At 60.2% G+C, this 12,511-nt stretch carries 16 protein-coding genes; 10 read left to right on the forward strand and 6 right to left on the reverse strand.

The genetic code is table 11. The features are described from left to right. Positions 1–498 precede the first annotated feature (498 nt). Together rhtA and PSH86_RS21265 are read left to right on the forward strand one after the other, a co-directional pair. The gene (gene rhtA / locus PSH86_RS21260) at positions 499–1,389 is read left to right on the forward strand and encodes a threonine/homoserine exporter RhtA (RefSeq protein WP_305484739.1); all 891 of its coding nucleotides are present in this window, start codon (positions 499–501) and stop codon (positions 1,387–1,389) included. A gap of 168 nt (positions 1,390–1,557) precedes the next feature. Then, positions 1,558–1,839: a hypothetical protein gene (locus PSH86_RS21265; RefSeq protein ID WP_109756515.1), complete on the forward strand. Its 282-nt coding sequence runs from the start codon at positions 1,558–1,560 to the stop codon at positions 1,837–1,839. A gap of 6 nt (positions 1,840–1,845) precedes the next feature. Here PSH86_RS21265 and PSH86_RS21270 read toward each other — a convergent pair whose 3' ends face one another. Then, entirely contained in the window at positions 1,846–2,415 is a 570-nt protein-coding gene (locus PSH86_RS21270) for a TetR/AcrR family transcriptional regulator (protein WP_109756514.1), read from the reverse strand. A gap of 90 nt (positions 2,416–2,505) precedes the next feature. On the opposite strand from PSH86_RS21270, the gene PSH86_RS21275 reads away from it, so the two are divergent. Both PSH86_RS21275 and PSH86_RS21280 read left to right on the forward strand, forming a co-directional pair. Next, positions 2,506–3,234, forward strand: coding sequence for an SDR family oxidoreductase (locus PSH86_RS21275; RefSeq protein WP_109756513.1), 729 nt, complete (start codon positions 2,506–2,508; stop codon positions 3,232–3,234). Between the two features lie 34 nt (positions 3,235–3,268). After that, on the forward strand, positions 3,269–3,859 hold the full coding sequence (locus tag PSH86_RS21280; RefSeq protein WP_249015373.1) for a 2-hydroxychromene-2-carboxylate isomerase: 591 nt from the start codon (positions 3,269–3,271) through the stop codon (positions 3,857–3,859). Between the two features lie 9 nt (positions 3,860–3,868). Here PSH86_RS21280 and PSH86_RS21285 read toward each other — a convergent pair whose 3' ends face one another. The 5 genes from PSH86_RS21285 to PSH86_RS21305 form a co-directional block, all read right to left on the reverse strand. After that, positions 3,869–5,677 (reverse strand): aminopeptidase P family protein, encoded by a 1,809-nt coding sequence (locus PSH86_RS21285; RefSeq protein ID WP_109756511.1) that lies wholly within the window; start codon positions 5,675–5,677, stop codon positions 3,869–3,871. Between the two features lie 45 nt (positions 5,678–5,722). After that, on the reverse strand, positions 5,723–6,883 hold the full coding sequence (locus tag PSH86_RS21290; RefSeq protein ID WP_305484743.1) for a cysteine desulfurase family protein: 1,161 nt from the start codon (positions 6,881–6,883) through the stop codon (positions 5,723–5,725). Positions 6,884–7,042: 159 nt separating this feature from the next. Continuing rightward, a complete protein-coding gene (locus PSH86_RS21295) occupies positions 7,043–7,660 on the reverse strand; it encodes a LysE family translocator (protein WP_176689358.1) in 618 nt (205 codons plus the stop codon). A gap of 103 nt (positions 7,661–7,763) precedes the next feature. Further along, entirely contained in the window at positions 7,764–8,030 is a 267-nt protein-coding gene (locus PSH86_RS21300) for a hypothetical protein (protein ID WP_053123631.1), read from the reverse strand. Positions 8,031–8,146: 116 nt separating this feature from the next. Beyond that, complete coding sequence (locus tag PSH86_RS21305; protein WP_109756508.1) at positions 8,147–8,512, reverse strand: antibiotic biosynthesis monooxygenase; 366 nt, start codon at positions 8,510–8,512, stop codon at positions 8,147–8,149. A gap of 96 nt (positions 8,513–8,608) precedes the next feature. Here PSH86_RS21305 and soxR point away from each other — a divergent pair, with 96 nt between their 5' ends. The 6 genes from soxR (at position 8,609) to PSH86_RS21335 (ending at position 12,511) form a co-directional block, all read left to right on the forward strand. Further along, a complete protein-coding gene (gene soxR / locus PSH86_RS21310) occupies positions 8,609–9,061 on the forward strand; it encodes a redox-sensitive transcriptional activator SoxR (RefSeq protein ID WP_305484746.1) in 453 nt (150 codons plus the stop codon). A 105-nt stretch (positions 9,062–9,166) separates the two neighbouring features. Next, on the forward strand, positions 9,167–9,628 hold the full coding sequence (locus PSH86_RS21315) for a VOC family protein (protein WP_077508672.1): 462 nt from the start codon (positions 9,167–9,169) through the stop codon (positions 9,626–9,628). Positions 9,629–9,862: 234 nt separating this feature from the next. Next, positions 9,863–11,077 carry a PepSY domain-containing protein gene (locus tag PSH86_RS21320; protein ID WP_109756505.1) on the forward strand — a complete coding sequence of 405 codons (1,215 nt, stop codon included), beginning with the start codon at positions 9,863–9,865 and terminating at the stop codon, positions 11,075–11,077. Beyond that, positions 11,056–11,616 (forward strand): thiamine pyrophosphate-binding protein, encoded by a 561-nt coding sequence (locus PSH86_RS21325; RefSeq protein WP_370873827.1) that lies wholly within the window; start codon positions 11,056–11,058, stop codon positions 11,614–11,616. The genes PSH86_RS21320 and PSH86_RS21325 overlap by 22 nt, the downstream gene beginning before the upstream one ends. Beyond that, the gene (locus tag PSH86_RS21330; RefSeq protein ID WP_109756503.1) at positions 11,613–11,939 is read left to right on the forward strand and encodes a hypothetical protein; all 327 of its coding nucleotides are present in this window, start codon (positions 11,613–11,615) and stop codon (positions 11,937–11,939) included. Before PSH86_RS21325 ends, PSH86_RS21330 begins: the two co-directional genes overlap by 4 nt. Further along, positions 11,936–12,511: a DUF6162 family protein gene (locus PSH86_RS21335; RefSeq protein ID WP_163857578.1), complete on the forward strand. Its 576-nt coding sequence runs from the start codon at positions 11,936–11,938 to the stop codon at positions 12,509–12,511. The genes PSH86_RS21330 and PSH86_RS21335 overlap by 4 nt, the downstream gene beginning before the upstream one ends.

Genomic DNA, 12,511 nt, shown 5'->3' on the forward strand with positions numbered 1-12,511 from the left:
TTTCGTCTCAACCGAGGCGCGCATTCTACAGCGCCCGGCGTATCTGTCAAGCGGTTATTTTCAGAAGTTTTCAAAGTTTCCTTTTCAACTTCAACCACTTGCGCTTCCGATCTCTCGTTAGCGGGAGGCGAATTCTACAGCGTTACTCGCTGCTGTCAACACCTCTTTTTCACCGCTTTCGACCGAGAAGATCGAACCGCTGAAAAGGCCAAACCCACACTGCCCTATCAGCTACTTCCTGGCCTCGATGACCTGAAGCCCGACCCCTTCGAAACCTACTTAACTCATTGAATCTCAAGGAGTTTTCCGTTTCGACTGCGCCGGAAGTGGGGCGAATTATAGACGTCCAGAATTTGCCGTCAACCTCTAATTTGATTTTTCTATCTGTAATCCGAGAAGGCACTTAAATCTACCCAAGTATATAGACGGAATCACTTCATATGCGCAATATACTGCTCAACAAAGCCTCCCGCCTTTATTCCTGGACGACACCCCGTAATGACACCCCCTCCACATCGTAGCCTGGCCTCCACCCTCTATCCGGTTGCCCTGCTATTATTAGCCATGGCCTCTATTCAATCGGGAGCCTCCCTCGCCAAAAGCATGTTCCCGGTGGTAGGCGCACAAGGCACTACGACACTGCGGCTCATTTTTGCCAGTCTCATCATGCTGTTATTGCTACGCCCCTGGCGTGCCAAGCTCACCGCCCAATCCCTGCGTACCGTGATCGTCTATGGGATGGCATTGGGCGGCATGAATTTTCTCTTCTATATGTCGGTTCGCACCGTTCCACTGGGCATTGCAGTGGCACTGGAATTCACCGGCCCACTGGCAGTTGCCATTTACGCCTCGCGCCGGGCAATCGACTTCCTCTGGATTGCCCTGGCAGTGGCTGGCTTACTGCTGCTCATACCGACCGGGGCGACCACTGCCGGTATTGACCTGCTTGGGGCCGGCTACGCACTGGGCGCAGGTTTCTGCTGGGCGCTGTACATTCTGTTCGGCCAGAAGGCCGGCGCGGACAATGGTGTGCAGACCGCCGCATTGGGCGTGATGATCGCCGCTCTGTTCGTCGCACCTATCGGCATTGTGCATGCGGGCGCCGCACTGCTCACACCGAGCCTGATTCCAATCGCCATCGGTGTCGCCATCCTGTCCACCGCCCTACCCTATACCCTGGAAATGATCGCCCTGACCCGAATGCCAGCCCGCACTTTCGGCACTCTGATGAGCATCGAACCGGCAATCGCGGCCTTGTCAGGGCTTGTCTTTCTCCAGGAATACTTGTCCCTGGCCCAGTGGACAGCCATTACCTGCATCATCCTGGCATCGGTCGGCGCAACGCTGACCATGGCCAACACCGCGAAACCTGTCGTCGCGGCAGATTGAAGCAGGATTTCAGGAAGGTCTGGTATTTGCCGTGCATTTAGGCCATGTTTAGGCCAGTAACCTAATGCCAGACATGGATTTTTTCATACAGGAAGTCATGAACGCGTCAAGCAAGAGCGAACATGATCGTACGTGGACACAAGATCCACGAAGATCATAAGGACGGGAATGAAACGAATTTTGATACTGATCGCCGTACTTGCAGTAGCGGGCTGTGCGGCAACGTCGAAAACTGAAGTCAAGCGCGGCAAGAAGAGTCTGCACATCAACTGCTCCGGCTTGTCCTCATCCTGGGAGCAGTGCGCCGCCAGCGCCGCCAACTCATGCGCTCCCAAGGGTTACAAAGTCATTGCCAAATCCGGCGACGCCGTCGAGGAGCCCGGGGATTATCCTTTCGGGCTCAACCCCGCTGGCTATACCAGCCGCAGCATGATCGTCATTTGTAAGTAGGCCACATCAGTCGAGCCCTTGTTCGGCCATTCGGCGACGGATTTCCTCATGACTGGACTTGAGGACATCACGCTGGACCTGCGGCGTGACCAGCATCCGCGCAACAACCAACGCTCCCACACATTGAGACAGGATGGCCCAAGCCAGGCTGTCGCTCCCCAATATCCGCGCCCAGCTTTCGTGCAAACGACAAATCCATGTTTGCGCCGCCTCCCTCACCTGGACATCCGATCGTGCAATCTCAGCACCCAGCACCGGCAATGCACACCCGGCTTCGGGCTGCTCAACGTGGCTCATGCTCAAGTACTGCTTGAGACAGCGCTCCAGCTTCGTCGAGTCCATGGCACCGTCTCCGCTCAGGCGATCCAGGCTTTGGGCCAACTCCCGCTCAACGATGGCCTTGAAAAGCTCATCCTTGGATGAAAAATGGCTATAGAACGCACCGCCGCTCAACCCGATCGCTTTCATCAGGCCATCGACACCGACCGTGGAAAAACCCGATTTCTTGGCGGAAATGGCACTGCTGGCGAGTAGTTTCTCGCGGGTTTCCATTTTGTGATTGGCTGAATATCGCATGGTCCTGCCCCTGAATTACTCACCTTGACGCTTGCCGGATCTTAGCATAACGTCCGTTTAGTTAACGATCGTTTACCAATGAGGCAGACCATGAATAACAAGAAGGTCGTACTGGTTGTTGGCGCGGGCGATTCCACCGGCGGAGCGATTGCCAAGCGTTTTGCGCAGGAAGGTTTTGTTGCCTGTGTTACCCGTCGCAGCGCCGACAAACTCCAGCCACTGGTGGATGGAATCCGCGCTCAAGGTGGGGAAGCCCACGGGTTTGCCTGTGATGCGCGCAAAGAAGACGACGTGATTGCGCTCATCGAGCAAATCGAGGATCAGATCGGTCCGATCGAAGCCTTCGTGTTCAACATCGGCGCCAACGTTCCGTGCAGCATTCTCGAAGAAACCGCGCGCAAGTATTTCAAGATCTGGGAAATGGCCTGTTTCTCAGGTTTTCTCAATGCACGGGAAGTGGCCAAGCGCATGGTCAAGCGCCAGCGCGGAACGATCCTGTTTACCGGCGCAACGGCAGGATTGCGCGGAGCTTCGGGGTTCGCCGCATTCGCAGGTGCCAAGCATGGCATCCGTGCATTGGCCCAGAGCATGGCCCGTGAGCTGGGGCCGCTGAATATCCATGTGGCCCATGTTGTGGTGGACGGTGCCATCGATACCGACTTCATCCGCGATAACTTCCCGGAAAAATATGCCACCAAGGATCAGGACGGCATCCTGAACCCTGAACATATCGCCGACAATTACTGGTACCTGCACAGCCAACCCCGCGACGCCTGGACCTTCGAACTGGACCTGCGCCCCTGGAACGAACGCTGGTAAACCCGCCCTTCAAAACAACAAGAGAGCAGATACCATGAACAGATCGGTGGAGTTTTACTTCGATCTCGGCAGCCCGACCACGTACCTGGCCTATACCCAGTTGCCGACGCTGTGCGCGCAGACAAACAGTCAGTTGATCTATCGTCCGATGTTATTGGGCGGCGTCTTCAAGGCGACCGGCAATGCCTCACCGGCAACAGTGCCGGCCAAGAACCCTTATCTGTTCAAGGATCTGAATCGCTTCGCCAAGCGCTACGGCGTCGCCTTCCAGTTCAATCCACACTTTCCCATCAATACACTGCAACTGATGCGCGCGGTGACCGGCATGCAACTGCGCCATCCTGAACGCTTCGAGGCCTTCATCGACTGCCTGTTCCGCGCCATGTGGGTGGACGGCCGCAACCTCAATGACCTCGCGACTGTCGCAGCGATCCTGAACGAAGGCGGTTTCGACGCCGACTACGTACTGACCCTGACGAGCGACGAGCAGGTCAAGCAAGCACTCAAGACCGCCACTGAAGAAGCCATCGGGCGAGGCGTGTTCGGTGCCCCGAGCATGTTTATCGGCGACGAGTTGTTCTTCGGCCAGGATCGGCTGGACTTCGTCCGTGAAGCCCTCGCCTGACCCTCTACTTCAAATCGCCATCGTCCGTGTATCGAGCCATTGCAGCGCATCGCCGTCCAGCAACGGGCTCAATCGACGCTGAACTTCGGCGTGGTAGGCGTTGAACCAGTCTTTTTCGTCCTGGGTCAGCAGCGAAGGTTCCAGGCAGCGGGTGTCGATCGGGCACAGGGTCAGGGTTTCGAACTCAAGGAATTCGCCGAACTCACTGCTCCCGGCTTCACGGTTCAACACCAGGTTCTCGATACGCACACCCCAGCGACCGGGACGATAAGTGCCCGGTTCGATGGAGGTGATCATGCCTGCCTGCATCGCCGTTTGCGGCGCGGCAGCGGCTTGATAGGCAATCACCTGCGGGCCTTCGTGAACATTGAGGAAATAGCCGACGCCATGGCCAGTGCCGTGGCCGTAATCCACTTGCTCCGCCCAGATCGGCGCCCGGGCGATGGCGTCCAGCAGGGGCGAAAGAATACCCCGCGGAAATTTGGCCCGGGACAGGGCAATCACGCCTTTGAGCACCCGCGTGCAGTCACGCTTCTGCTCAGCGGTCGGTGTTCCGACCGGCACCATGCGAGTGATGTCAGTGGTGCCGCCCAAATACTGGCCGCCGGAGTCGATCAGTAACAGGCCATCACCTTCGATGACCGCATGGGCTTCTTCCGTGGCATGGTAATGAGGCATCGCGCCGTTGGCGTTAAAGGCCGCGATGGTATTGAAGCTCAGGGAGACGAAGTCCGGCCGGCGCATGCGAGCGGCGGTCAGGTGCTCATCGATGGTCAGTTCGGTGATGCGTTCGCGTCCCCAGGCGCTCTCCAGCCAGGCGAAGAACTCACAGAGCGCCGCGCCGTCCTGTTCCATGGCCCGGCGGATGTGCTCGGCGTCGGCCAAACTTTTGCGCGACTTGGCCAGCGTCGTTGGATTGAGGCCCTCGACCAGCTTCACGCCGCTGCCCAGGTTATCCAGCAAGCCGACCGTAACCCGCGCCGGATCAATCTGCAGGCTCGCGCCGTCCGGCACTTCACGCAACGCCGCGGCGGCTTCGCTGTAATCGCGCAGGGTCACGCCGTCCTGTTCAAGAACGGCGCGCAGCGGTGCGTCGACCTTGTCCAGGGACACGAACAGCGTTGCCTGTTGCTGGCTGATCAAGGCAAAGGAGACGAACACGGGGTTGAACGACACATCCGCACCGCGCAGGTTGAACAACCAGGCGATGTCATCCAGCGTGGCGATGAAATGCCAGTCGGCGCCACGCTCCTTGAGGGACTCACGCAACTTGGCGAGCTTCTCGACCCGGCTGACGGTCGCCTGGGGCGGCAAATGGGCGTAGACCGGTTGATCCGGCAAGCTTGGGCGATCAGTCCAAGCCTCCTCGAGCAAATCGATATCGGTGCGCAACCGCGCGCCACGTTCGGCAAGCTTGCCCCCTAGGGTACGGGCCGATGCGACGGCCATGACCGCACCGTCGACCGCGACTACCCCACCCTCGGGCGTTTGTTCGGCCAGCCAGTCCAGGGGGCCGGGCTGGCCTGGGATCAGCTTGACCAGCTCGATACCGCTACCCTCCAGTTCCTTGGTCGCCTGCTCCCAATAACGGCTGTCAGCCCAGACGCCGGCGAAATTGCCGGTCACGATCAAGGTACCCACCGAACCGTGGAACCCCGACAGCCATTGTCGCCCCTGCCAATAGCCCGGCAGGTATTCGGAAAGATGCGGGTCGGCCGATGGCACCAGCAGTGCGTGAATGCCCTCTCGGCTCATCAGTTGGCGGATTCGGGCCAGGCGCTGGGGAACCAGTCCATGGGGCAAAGGCTCGGTGCTCATTGTTTCTCCTGCTCATTGATATTGTTGTTCGATGCCGAAGACGGCTTACGTGGCCCAGAATGCTGGCGCAGCCGCGCACGCCGCCGTGATCAGCCGCACCGCCTCGTCGATATCCTGTTCGGTGGTAAAGCGACCCAGGCTCAAGCGAATGGTCCGCCCCGCCGCGCGGGCATCGTGCCCCAGGGCCAGCAGCACATGGGACGGGGTGTTCTGTGCTGAATTGCAGGCCGAGGTCGCGGAAAATGCGATCGATGCGCCCAATGTCGCCGGATTGAACTCACCTTCGTTGAACGTCAGGCTCAGCGTGTGAGGAATCCGGCGGCTCGCACTGCCGTTGATACGCACACCGGGCAAGGCCAGTAGCGGCTCGAGCAAACGATTGCGCAACCGGGCGATTTTAGCGAGTTCTTCGTCGAATGCCGCGGCTGCCAGTTCGAATGCAGCACCCATGGCTGCGATCTGATGCGTCGCCAGGGTCCCGGAGCGCAAACCGCCTTCATGTCCACCGCCATGAATCTGCGCCGACAGCCGTGGCCGGGCCCGGTCGCCGACGTAAAGCGCGCCGATGCCCTTGGGGCCGTAGATTTTGTGCGCGGAAAAAGACATCAGGTCCACCGGCCAGCGAGACAGGTCGATCTGCACCTTGCCGGCGCCTTGGGCCGCGTCTACATGGAACAATGCACCGTGTTCGCGAACGATCTCGCCAATGGCGATGACATCGTTGACGGTACCCAACTCATTGTTCACCAGCATCAGCGACACCAGGAACGTGTCTTCGCGCAACGCCTCACGAACCGCTTGCGGACTGATCAGGCCCTCGGCGTCCGGTGCGAGCCAGGTTACGGCGACGCCACTTTCCTCGAGCTGGCGTGCTGTATCGAGAATCGCCTTGTGTTCGATCCGGCTGGTGATGACATGGCCGGCAGAACCTGCGCGCGCCTGGGCCACCCCCTTGAGGGCCAGGTTGTTGGATTCCGTGGCGCCGGAAGTCCAGACGATCTGTTCGGGCTCAGCCCCCACCAATTGCGCCACCTGCTGGCGGGCACGCTCCACCGAGCGCCGGGCCTCCTGGCCGAAGGCATGGGAACTGGAAGCCGGGTTGCCGAAGTTGCCGTCAAAACCCAGACACTCGACCATGACCCGGATGACCCGCTCATCCACCGGCGTGGTGGCGGCGTAATCGAAATACAAAGGACGTTTATTCATAGGAAACTCGTAGAGCCTGCTCCGGGATCAGGCGCCCTCGTTGGGTTCGAGACTAGCAATACCTGATCAAAGACCTTAAAGAAGTCGGACTTCGTTTAAAAGTGCGTAGGAACGCTCCTGAACAGCGAGCTTAGCAGGCATCGCGTCGAAGCTCAGCCCTCAACTGATGCTTTCGAGCAACAACGGATACAACGAAGCGACCAACAACAGCGCCATGCCCCAGTTGAACACACGCAACCAGCGACGATCACGCAGCAGGTTGCGCAACAGGCTGCCGCATACCACCCACAGGCTCACACTTGGCAGGTTGATCAAGGCAAACACCGCCGCAATCACCAGCACATTGAAGAAGTAACCCTGGAGTGGCGTGTAGGTACTGATGGCACCGATGGCCATGATCCAGGCCTTGGGATTGACCCATTGGAACGCCGCTGCGCCCCAGTAGCTGATCGGCGTATTGTCGTTCCCCGGCTGGCCTTCCGAAACCGGGCCGGAGTGGGCTATTTTCCACGCCAGGTACAACAGGTACGCCGCGCCGATGTAGCGCAACGCGGTATAGAGCAGTGGATAAGTCTGGAACACCGCGCCCAGGCCCAGGCCCACCGCCAGCACCAGGGAGAAGAAGCCGCAGGTGATACCCAGCATGTGCGGAATGGTGCGGTTGAAACCGAAATTGACCCCCGAGGCCAGCAACATGGTGTTGTTAGGGCCTGGCGTGATCGAAGTCACCAGGGCAAACAGGGCGAAGCCCAGCAGCAGGTCAAGCGAAAGAGTCATGTCAGATCAGTCCATCAGGGGCGGTCAGTCAAGTCATGACCCTACCCCACGTCCTGACCCAAACCCACGGACAGTTGGGCAAAACTTTGAGCGGTACAGTCCCTCAGCTCGACCGGCCAGGCTGTTGCACGACCTGCTCGGCACTCATCTGGCCCTGATCGTCGAACCCCACGTTTTTCTGCGACGAGCCAAGCAGCTCGGCTTTTTTCGCGTGGTATTCCTCGAACGAAAGGCCGCGGCGATTCAAGGCTTCAAGGGCCAGCTCGCGAGTCTCATCGGCGGTGTAGGGGCGCAGCTCCGGGGAAGAGCTGGCGCAGCCGCCCAAGAGGGTGGCGGTCAAGAGCAACAAAACGGCAAAGGTACGGTTCATGGCGAGTGTCCGGTGTTCTGGAGTTGGGCGATGAACAAAGGCTACCCGCCGGCCCCGCGCGGCAGAAATCAACCCTCTCGATAGTGGGTATTGCCTGCCTGGATCAGCCGTTGCGCTTAATCGACCAACTGGCAATGCAGCGCGTTGTCCAGGCTGCGCTCGATGTTGCGCAACACCTGGAACGACCCGAATGTCACGGCTTTGGCTCGGTGAGCCTGGATCAGCCGCCAGAAATCCTGCTCGCCACTTTCGAAACTTCGAAGCGCCGCCTCGCCGGCCTCGCGGGTTTGCCACTGCAAATAATTGAGCACGCGCCGACCGTCGTCGCTGGCCTGGATACTGGCACTCAGGAACCCTTGGTGGTCCCGGGCCAGGCGCTCGGTCTGCTCCGACAAGGCGGCTACCAACGCCTGCTGCCATTGAGGTTCGATGTCGAATTCCATCAGCTGGGTAAAACTGCGATTGTTCCTTGGCGATTGCATGAAAGGTCCCCTATGCAGGTAAGCCGGATCTTGCGATCCGAAAGCCTGCAGGGTAAAACCTCTAGTTAACTTGAGGTCAAGCAGTGAATTGAAACGATGACGCAGATCGATATCCACAAGGAACTCACCGTCGGCCAAGTGGCCGCCCGCAGCGGCGTGGCGGTCACGGCCCTGCACTTCTACGAATCCAAGGGACTGATCAAAAGCACGCGTAACCCGGGCAACCAACGTCGTTACCCACGGGCGGTATTGCGCCGCGTGGCGCTGATCAAGGTCGCCCAGCGCCTGGGCATCCCCTTGGCGGAAATCGGCGAGGCCTTGAAGAACCTGCCGGACAACCGCGCCCCAACCGCCGTCGACTGGCAGACCTTGTCGGCGCAATGGAGCCAGGACCTGGACGAGCGCATCAACCAATTGGTGGCACTGCGCGATCGACTCAACGGTTGCATCGGCTGCGGATGCTTGTCGATGGAGGCCTGCCCACTACGCAATCAGGGCGACGCGCTGGGCAAACAAGGGCCGGGGGCGCACCTACTGGAACAGCCGTGAAGCGTTCGTCGGGGCATGAGCCCGTCCACGGCTGCTGACCTATAGTGGATGGGCGCAAATCGACGAAGACTCTCTTCGCCTCCCATAACAACAAGGAGAAACGTCATGGGCGTCAAAGCCATTCCCGAAGGTTTCCATAACATCACGCCCTACCTGGGCATTCAAAAAGCCGCCGAAGCCATCGACTTCTACAAAAAAGCCTTCAATGCCACCGAGGTCATGCGCCTGGCCATGCCCGACGGAGGCATCGGCCACGCCGAACTGCGGATCAACGGTTTTCCGATCATGCTCGGCACGCCTTGCGACCAAGGCCCGCTGAGCAACCCGGACCAATCGCCATCGGTCGGCCTGCATTTATATGTCGAGGACGTGGACAGCGCATTTGCCCAGGCCATTGCCGCCGGTGGCACGGTGATTTCCGAGGTCAAGGACCAATTCTACGGAGATCGCACCGGCACCTTGAAAGATCCCTATGGGCACCTGTGGTTCCTGGCAACGCATAAGGAGGATCTGAGCCAGGAGCAGATAGAGCAACGGGCCAGGGAAATGTTCCAACAGCAAGGCTGACTTGTCCTGAGGCAACCTGCCCTTGTGGCCAGGGAGCTTGTCCCTGGCCACAAAATACCTTGATGCTAAACGCGAAACATTTTCTTTCATCTTTCCCTTCAGGATTTCACTTTCTGGTTCGTCTTAATTAGATGCAACCGGCCGCGTCGGCAAAAGCCACGGCCGGTTTTTCAGGGTTCAAGGGGTTGCGAAGCCCGTAATCCAGAGCCTTTCATCGAATCAAGACGTTCAATCATGTCGAAGAAGTCCCGCTCCAAACTCTGGTTCCTGGTGCACAGCTGGCTGGCATTGCCCATCTGGTTTTTCGTGCTCATCGTCTGCGTAACCGGCACCCTGGCGGTGGTCAGCCAGGAGATCGTCTGGTTGGCCAACCCCGACATGCGGGCCAGCAAGCCCTCGGACGAAGCCCCGCTGCTCAGCTATGACCAGGTGATCGCCGCGATCAAGCAGGCCCAGCCGCAAACCCAGGTGCAAAGCATCATCCGCCCGGACGAGTCGCATTTTGCCCTGGAAGTCGGCGTGACCTACCCCGACGGACGCCCCGACACGGTCTACGTCAACCCGTACAGCGGCGTCATCCAGGGCTCGGCGCCGACATTCAACTTCCAGGCCTTCACCCGCGCCCTGCATGGCTGGTGGCTGGTGCCGTTCACCAACGGCTACAGTTGGGGCTGGTACCTGGTGTCGTTCCTGGGCCTGCCCTTGCTCGCGTCCCTGGTGACCGGGCTGGTGGTCTACAAGCGTTTCTGGAAAGGCTTCCTCCGTCCGACCCTGCGGATCCGTCATGGTGCACGGATTTTCTGGGGGGATTTCCACCGGCTCAGCGGTATCTGGTCAATCTGGTTCATCGCGGTCATCTCTGTCACCGGCACCTGGTTCCTGATCCAGGCCTTGCTGGGCGACAACCAGATCTCCATCTCCAGCGAACCGGTCATCCCGGTGGTGGCCCGTGAAAACGTGCCGTTGTCCGTCGATGGCCAGGCGCCGCCGCAGTTGAACCTGGACCGGGCCATCGAAATCGCCCAGCAACGCATCCCGGGACTGGAAGCGAGTTTCATCAGCCTGCCGGGCAATGCCTACAGCCATCTGGAAATCGGCGGCCGCGGTTGGTATCCATTGATGTTCCAGACCGCCACCATCAACCCCTACAACGGCGACGTGGCCGCCTCACGGTTGCTGTCGGACCGCACGACCCTGGAGTTTGTCACCGAATCCATGCGGCCCTTGCACACCGGGGACTTCGGCGGCCTCTGGATCAAGCTCATCTGGTTTTTCTTCGGTTTGCTCCTGAGCATGATGGTCCTCAGCGGGCTGCTGATCTGGACCAAACGCACGGCCCTGGCCACCGCCAATGCCTTCAAGCGTAGCCAGAAACCCAACCGGGGCGCCCGAATCGCCCAGGCACTGCAACCGTCCGTCCACCGCGAATCGTCGGAGGGCAGCCTGTGAACCCGTCCAATACCGTTTCATCGCCGTCGCGCCTGAGCCTGTTCTGGCATAAATGGCGCTTCCACCTCAACGTGTTGTTGCTGCTGATCCCCCTGGGGTTCATGCCCAAATACCTCTCCGAAGCGGCACTGTTCCGCGGTGATGCCGGGCTTGGCGAGCGGGACGTCGGCGAAGTCCAGGTCGGTCCCTGGAGCCTGCGCCTGGCGGAGTTTCGCAACGAAGCCCCACGCGTCCAAGGGCCTGCCGGGCCGATGAAGCACTTCAACGCCGCCCTGTGCCAAAGCTGTATCGGCCAGGTCAAGGCCACTTACCTGCGCATTGGCAAGCCCCGGAGCCTGCGGGCCGCCGGGGTGATTTTCTTCGGTTCGCCCTACCGCATGGGCGCCTTGTTGCCGGTCCCGCCAAAGACCCAGCCCGATGCCGAACTGTGGATAACCCTCGAGGGTTGGGACGGTTCGATGCATCAGGCCTCCATTCCCCTGAACCAGGCCTCCCCGGCCACCGTCGCCTGGCTGAAGCACCAAGGAGCCAAACCATGACCCTCCGCGCCTTATCCAAGGGCCTGGCGCTGCTGTTCTGCGCAGGCGCAAGCACCAGCGTCCTGGCCCACAACCCGATGTGCGAATGCAAGGCCATCGACGCCGAGCAGATCCAATGCACCGGTGGCTTTTCCGACGGCAGCGGCGCGCCCGGAGTGACGCTGGACGTGATCGGTTACGACGAGACCATCCTCGTCCCGGGCAAGCTCGGGGCCGACTCGAAGCTGACCTTCAAGAAACCCAACGCTGAATTCTACGTGCTCTTCGACGCCGGCCCCGGCCACGTGGTGGAAATCGACCAAGCCGACATCGAGGCCCCATGAACAACGCCACGACTCAAGTCATCCGCCCCGCCGGCGCGGGGCATGAAACCCTGTACGTGTTGCTGTTGTGCCTGGTCATCGTGCTGGTGGCCGGGGCCGTGGTGGCCTGGCATGGCAAAGCCGAAGACATCCCTCACCTGGCCTCGAACCAGCTCGACGCCCGCCGCGACCTCAGCGCCGCCGAACAAGGTATCTATGCCGACCTGCGGGTGACCCTGGATGAAATCCGCTTGTTGCGCGAAGACCAACACACCCTGCCCGCCCCCCAGGCCCTCGCTGAAGAAGGCTTCGCACCGTTCGCCCAGGACGCCAGTTCCGTCAGCCGCGGTGGCCACGCCTGGCAACAGCTGGAAGACCGGGCCTACATCGGCGCCAGCGCCAATCCGTCCGTGGCTGGTTCGTTTCTGATGCGCATCGGCGACACGTCCGACGCCGCCCCGGACATCTGGCTCAACCGCGGCACCGGCCTCGCGACGCCCACCGCGCTGGACGATGCGGCGTTGTCCGCCGCCGGCTGGCAACAGATCGTCGCGCAATTCGATGCCGGCGTAACCCGCCAGCACCGGCACTGA

This window comes from Pseudomonas sp. FP2300 (genome assembly GCF_030687595.1).
Taxonomy (GTDB): Bacteria; Pseudomonadota; Gammaproteobacteria; order Pseudomonadales; family Pseudomonadaceae; genus Aquipseudomonas; species Aquipseudomonas bijieensis.

Excerpts from the sequence above, each read along its gene's own strand:
- rhtA (WP_305484739.1), top strand. The coding sequence starts at position 499 with ATGACACCCCCTCCACATCGTAGCCTGGCCTCCACCCTCTATCCGGTT.
- PSH86_RS21265 (WP_109756515.1), top strand. The coding sequence starts at position 1,558 with ATGAAACGAATTTTGATACTGATCGCCGTACTTGCAGTAGCGGGCTGT.
- PSH86_RS21270 (WP_109756514.1), bottom strand. The coding sequence starts at position 2,415 with ATGCGATATTCAGCCAATCACAAAATGGAAACCCGCGAGAAACTACTC.
- PSH86_RS21275 (WP_109756513.1), top strand. The coding sequence starts at position 2,506 with ATGAATAACAAGAAGGTCGTACTGGTTGTTGGCGCGGGCGATTCCACC.
- PSH86_RS21280 (WP_249015373.1), top strand. The coding sequence starts at position 3,269 with ATGAACAGATCGGTGGAGTTTTACTTCGATCTCGGCAGCCCGACCACG.
- PSH86_RS21285 (WP_109756511.1), bottom strand. The coding sequence starts at position 5,677 with ATGAGCACCGAGCCTTTGCCCCATGGACTGGTTCCCCAGCGCCTGGCC.
- PSH86_RS21290 (WP_305484743.1), bottom strand. The coding sequence starts at position 6,883 with ATGAATAAACGTCCTTTGTATTTCGATTACGCCGCCACCACGCCGGTG.
- PSH86_RS21295 (WP_176689358.1), bottom strand. The coding sequence starts at position 7,660 with ATGACTCTTTCGCTTGACCTGCTGCTGGGCTTCGCCCTGTTTGCCCTG.
- PSH86_RS21300 (WP_053123631.1), bottom strand. The coding sequence starts at position 8,030 with ATGAACCGTACCTTTGCCGTTTTGTTGCTCTTGACCGCCACCCTCTTG.
- PSH86_RS21305 (WP_109756508.1), bottom strand. The coding sequence starts at position 8,512 with ATGCAATCGCCAAGGAACAATCGCAGTTTTACCCAGCTGATGGAATTC.
- soxR (WP_305484746.1), top strand. The coding sequence starts at position 8,609 with ATGACGCAGATCGATATCCACAAGGAACTCACCGTCGGCCAAGTGGCC.
- PSH86_RS21315 (WP_077508672.1), top strand. The coding sequence starts at position 9,167 with ATGGGCGTCAAAGCCATTCCCGAAGGTTTCCATAACATCACGCCCTAC.
- PSH86_RS21320 (WP_109756505.1), top strand. The coding sequence starts at position 9,863 with ATGTCGAAGAAGTCCCGCTCCAAACTCTGGTTCCTGGTGCACAGCTGG.
- PSH86_RS21330 (WP_109756503.1), top strand. The coding sequence starts at position 11,613 with ATGACCCTCCGCGCCTTATCCAAGGGCCTGGCGCTGCTGTTCTGCGCA.
- PSH86_RS21335 (WP_163857578.1), top strand. The coding sequence starts at position 11,936 with ATGAACAACGCCACGACTCAAGTCATCCGCCCCGCCGGCGCGGGGCAT.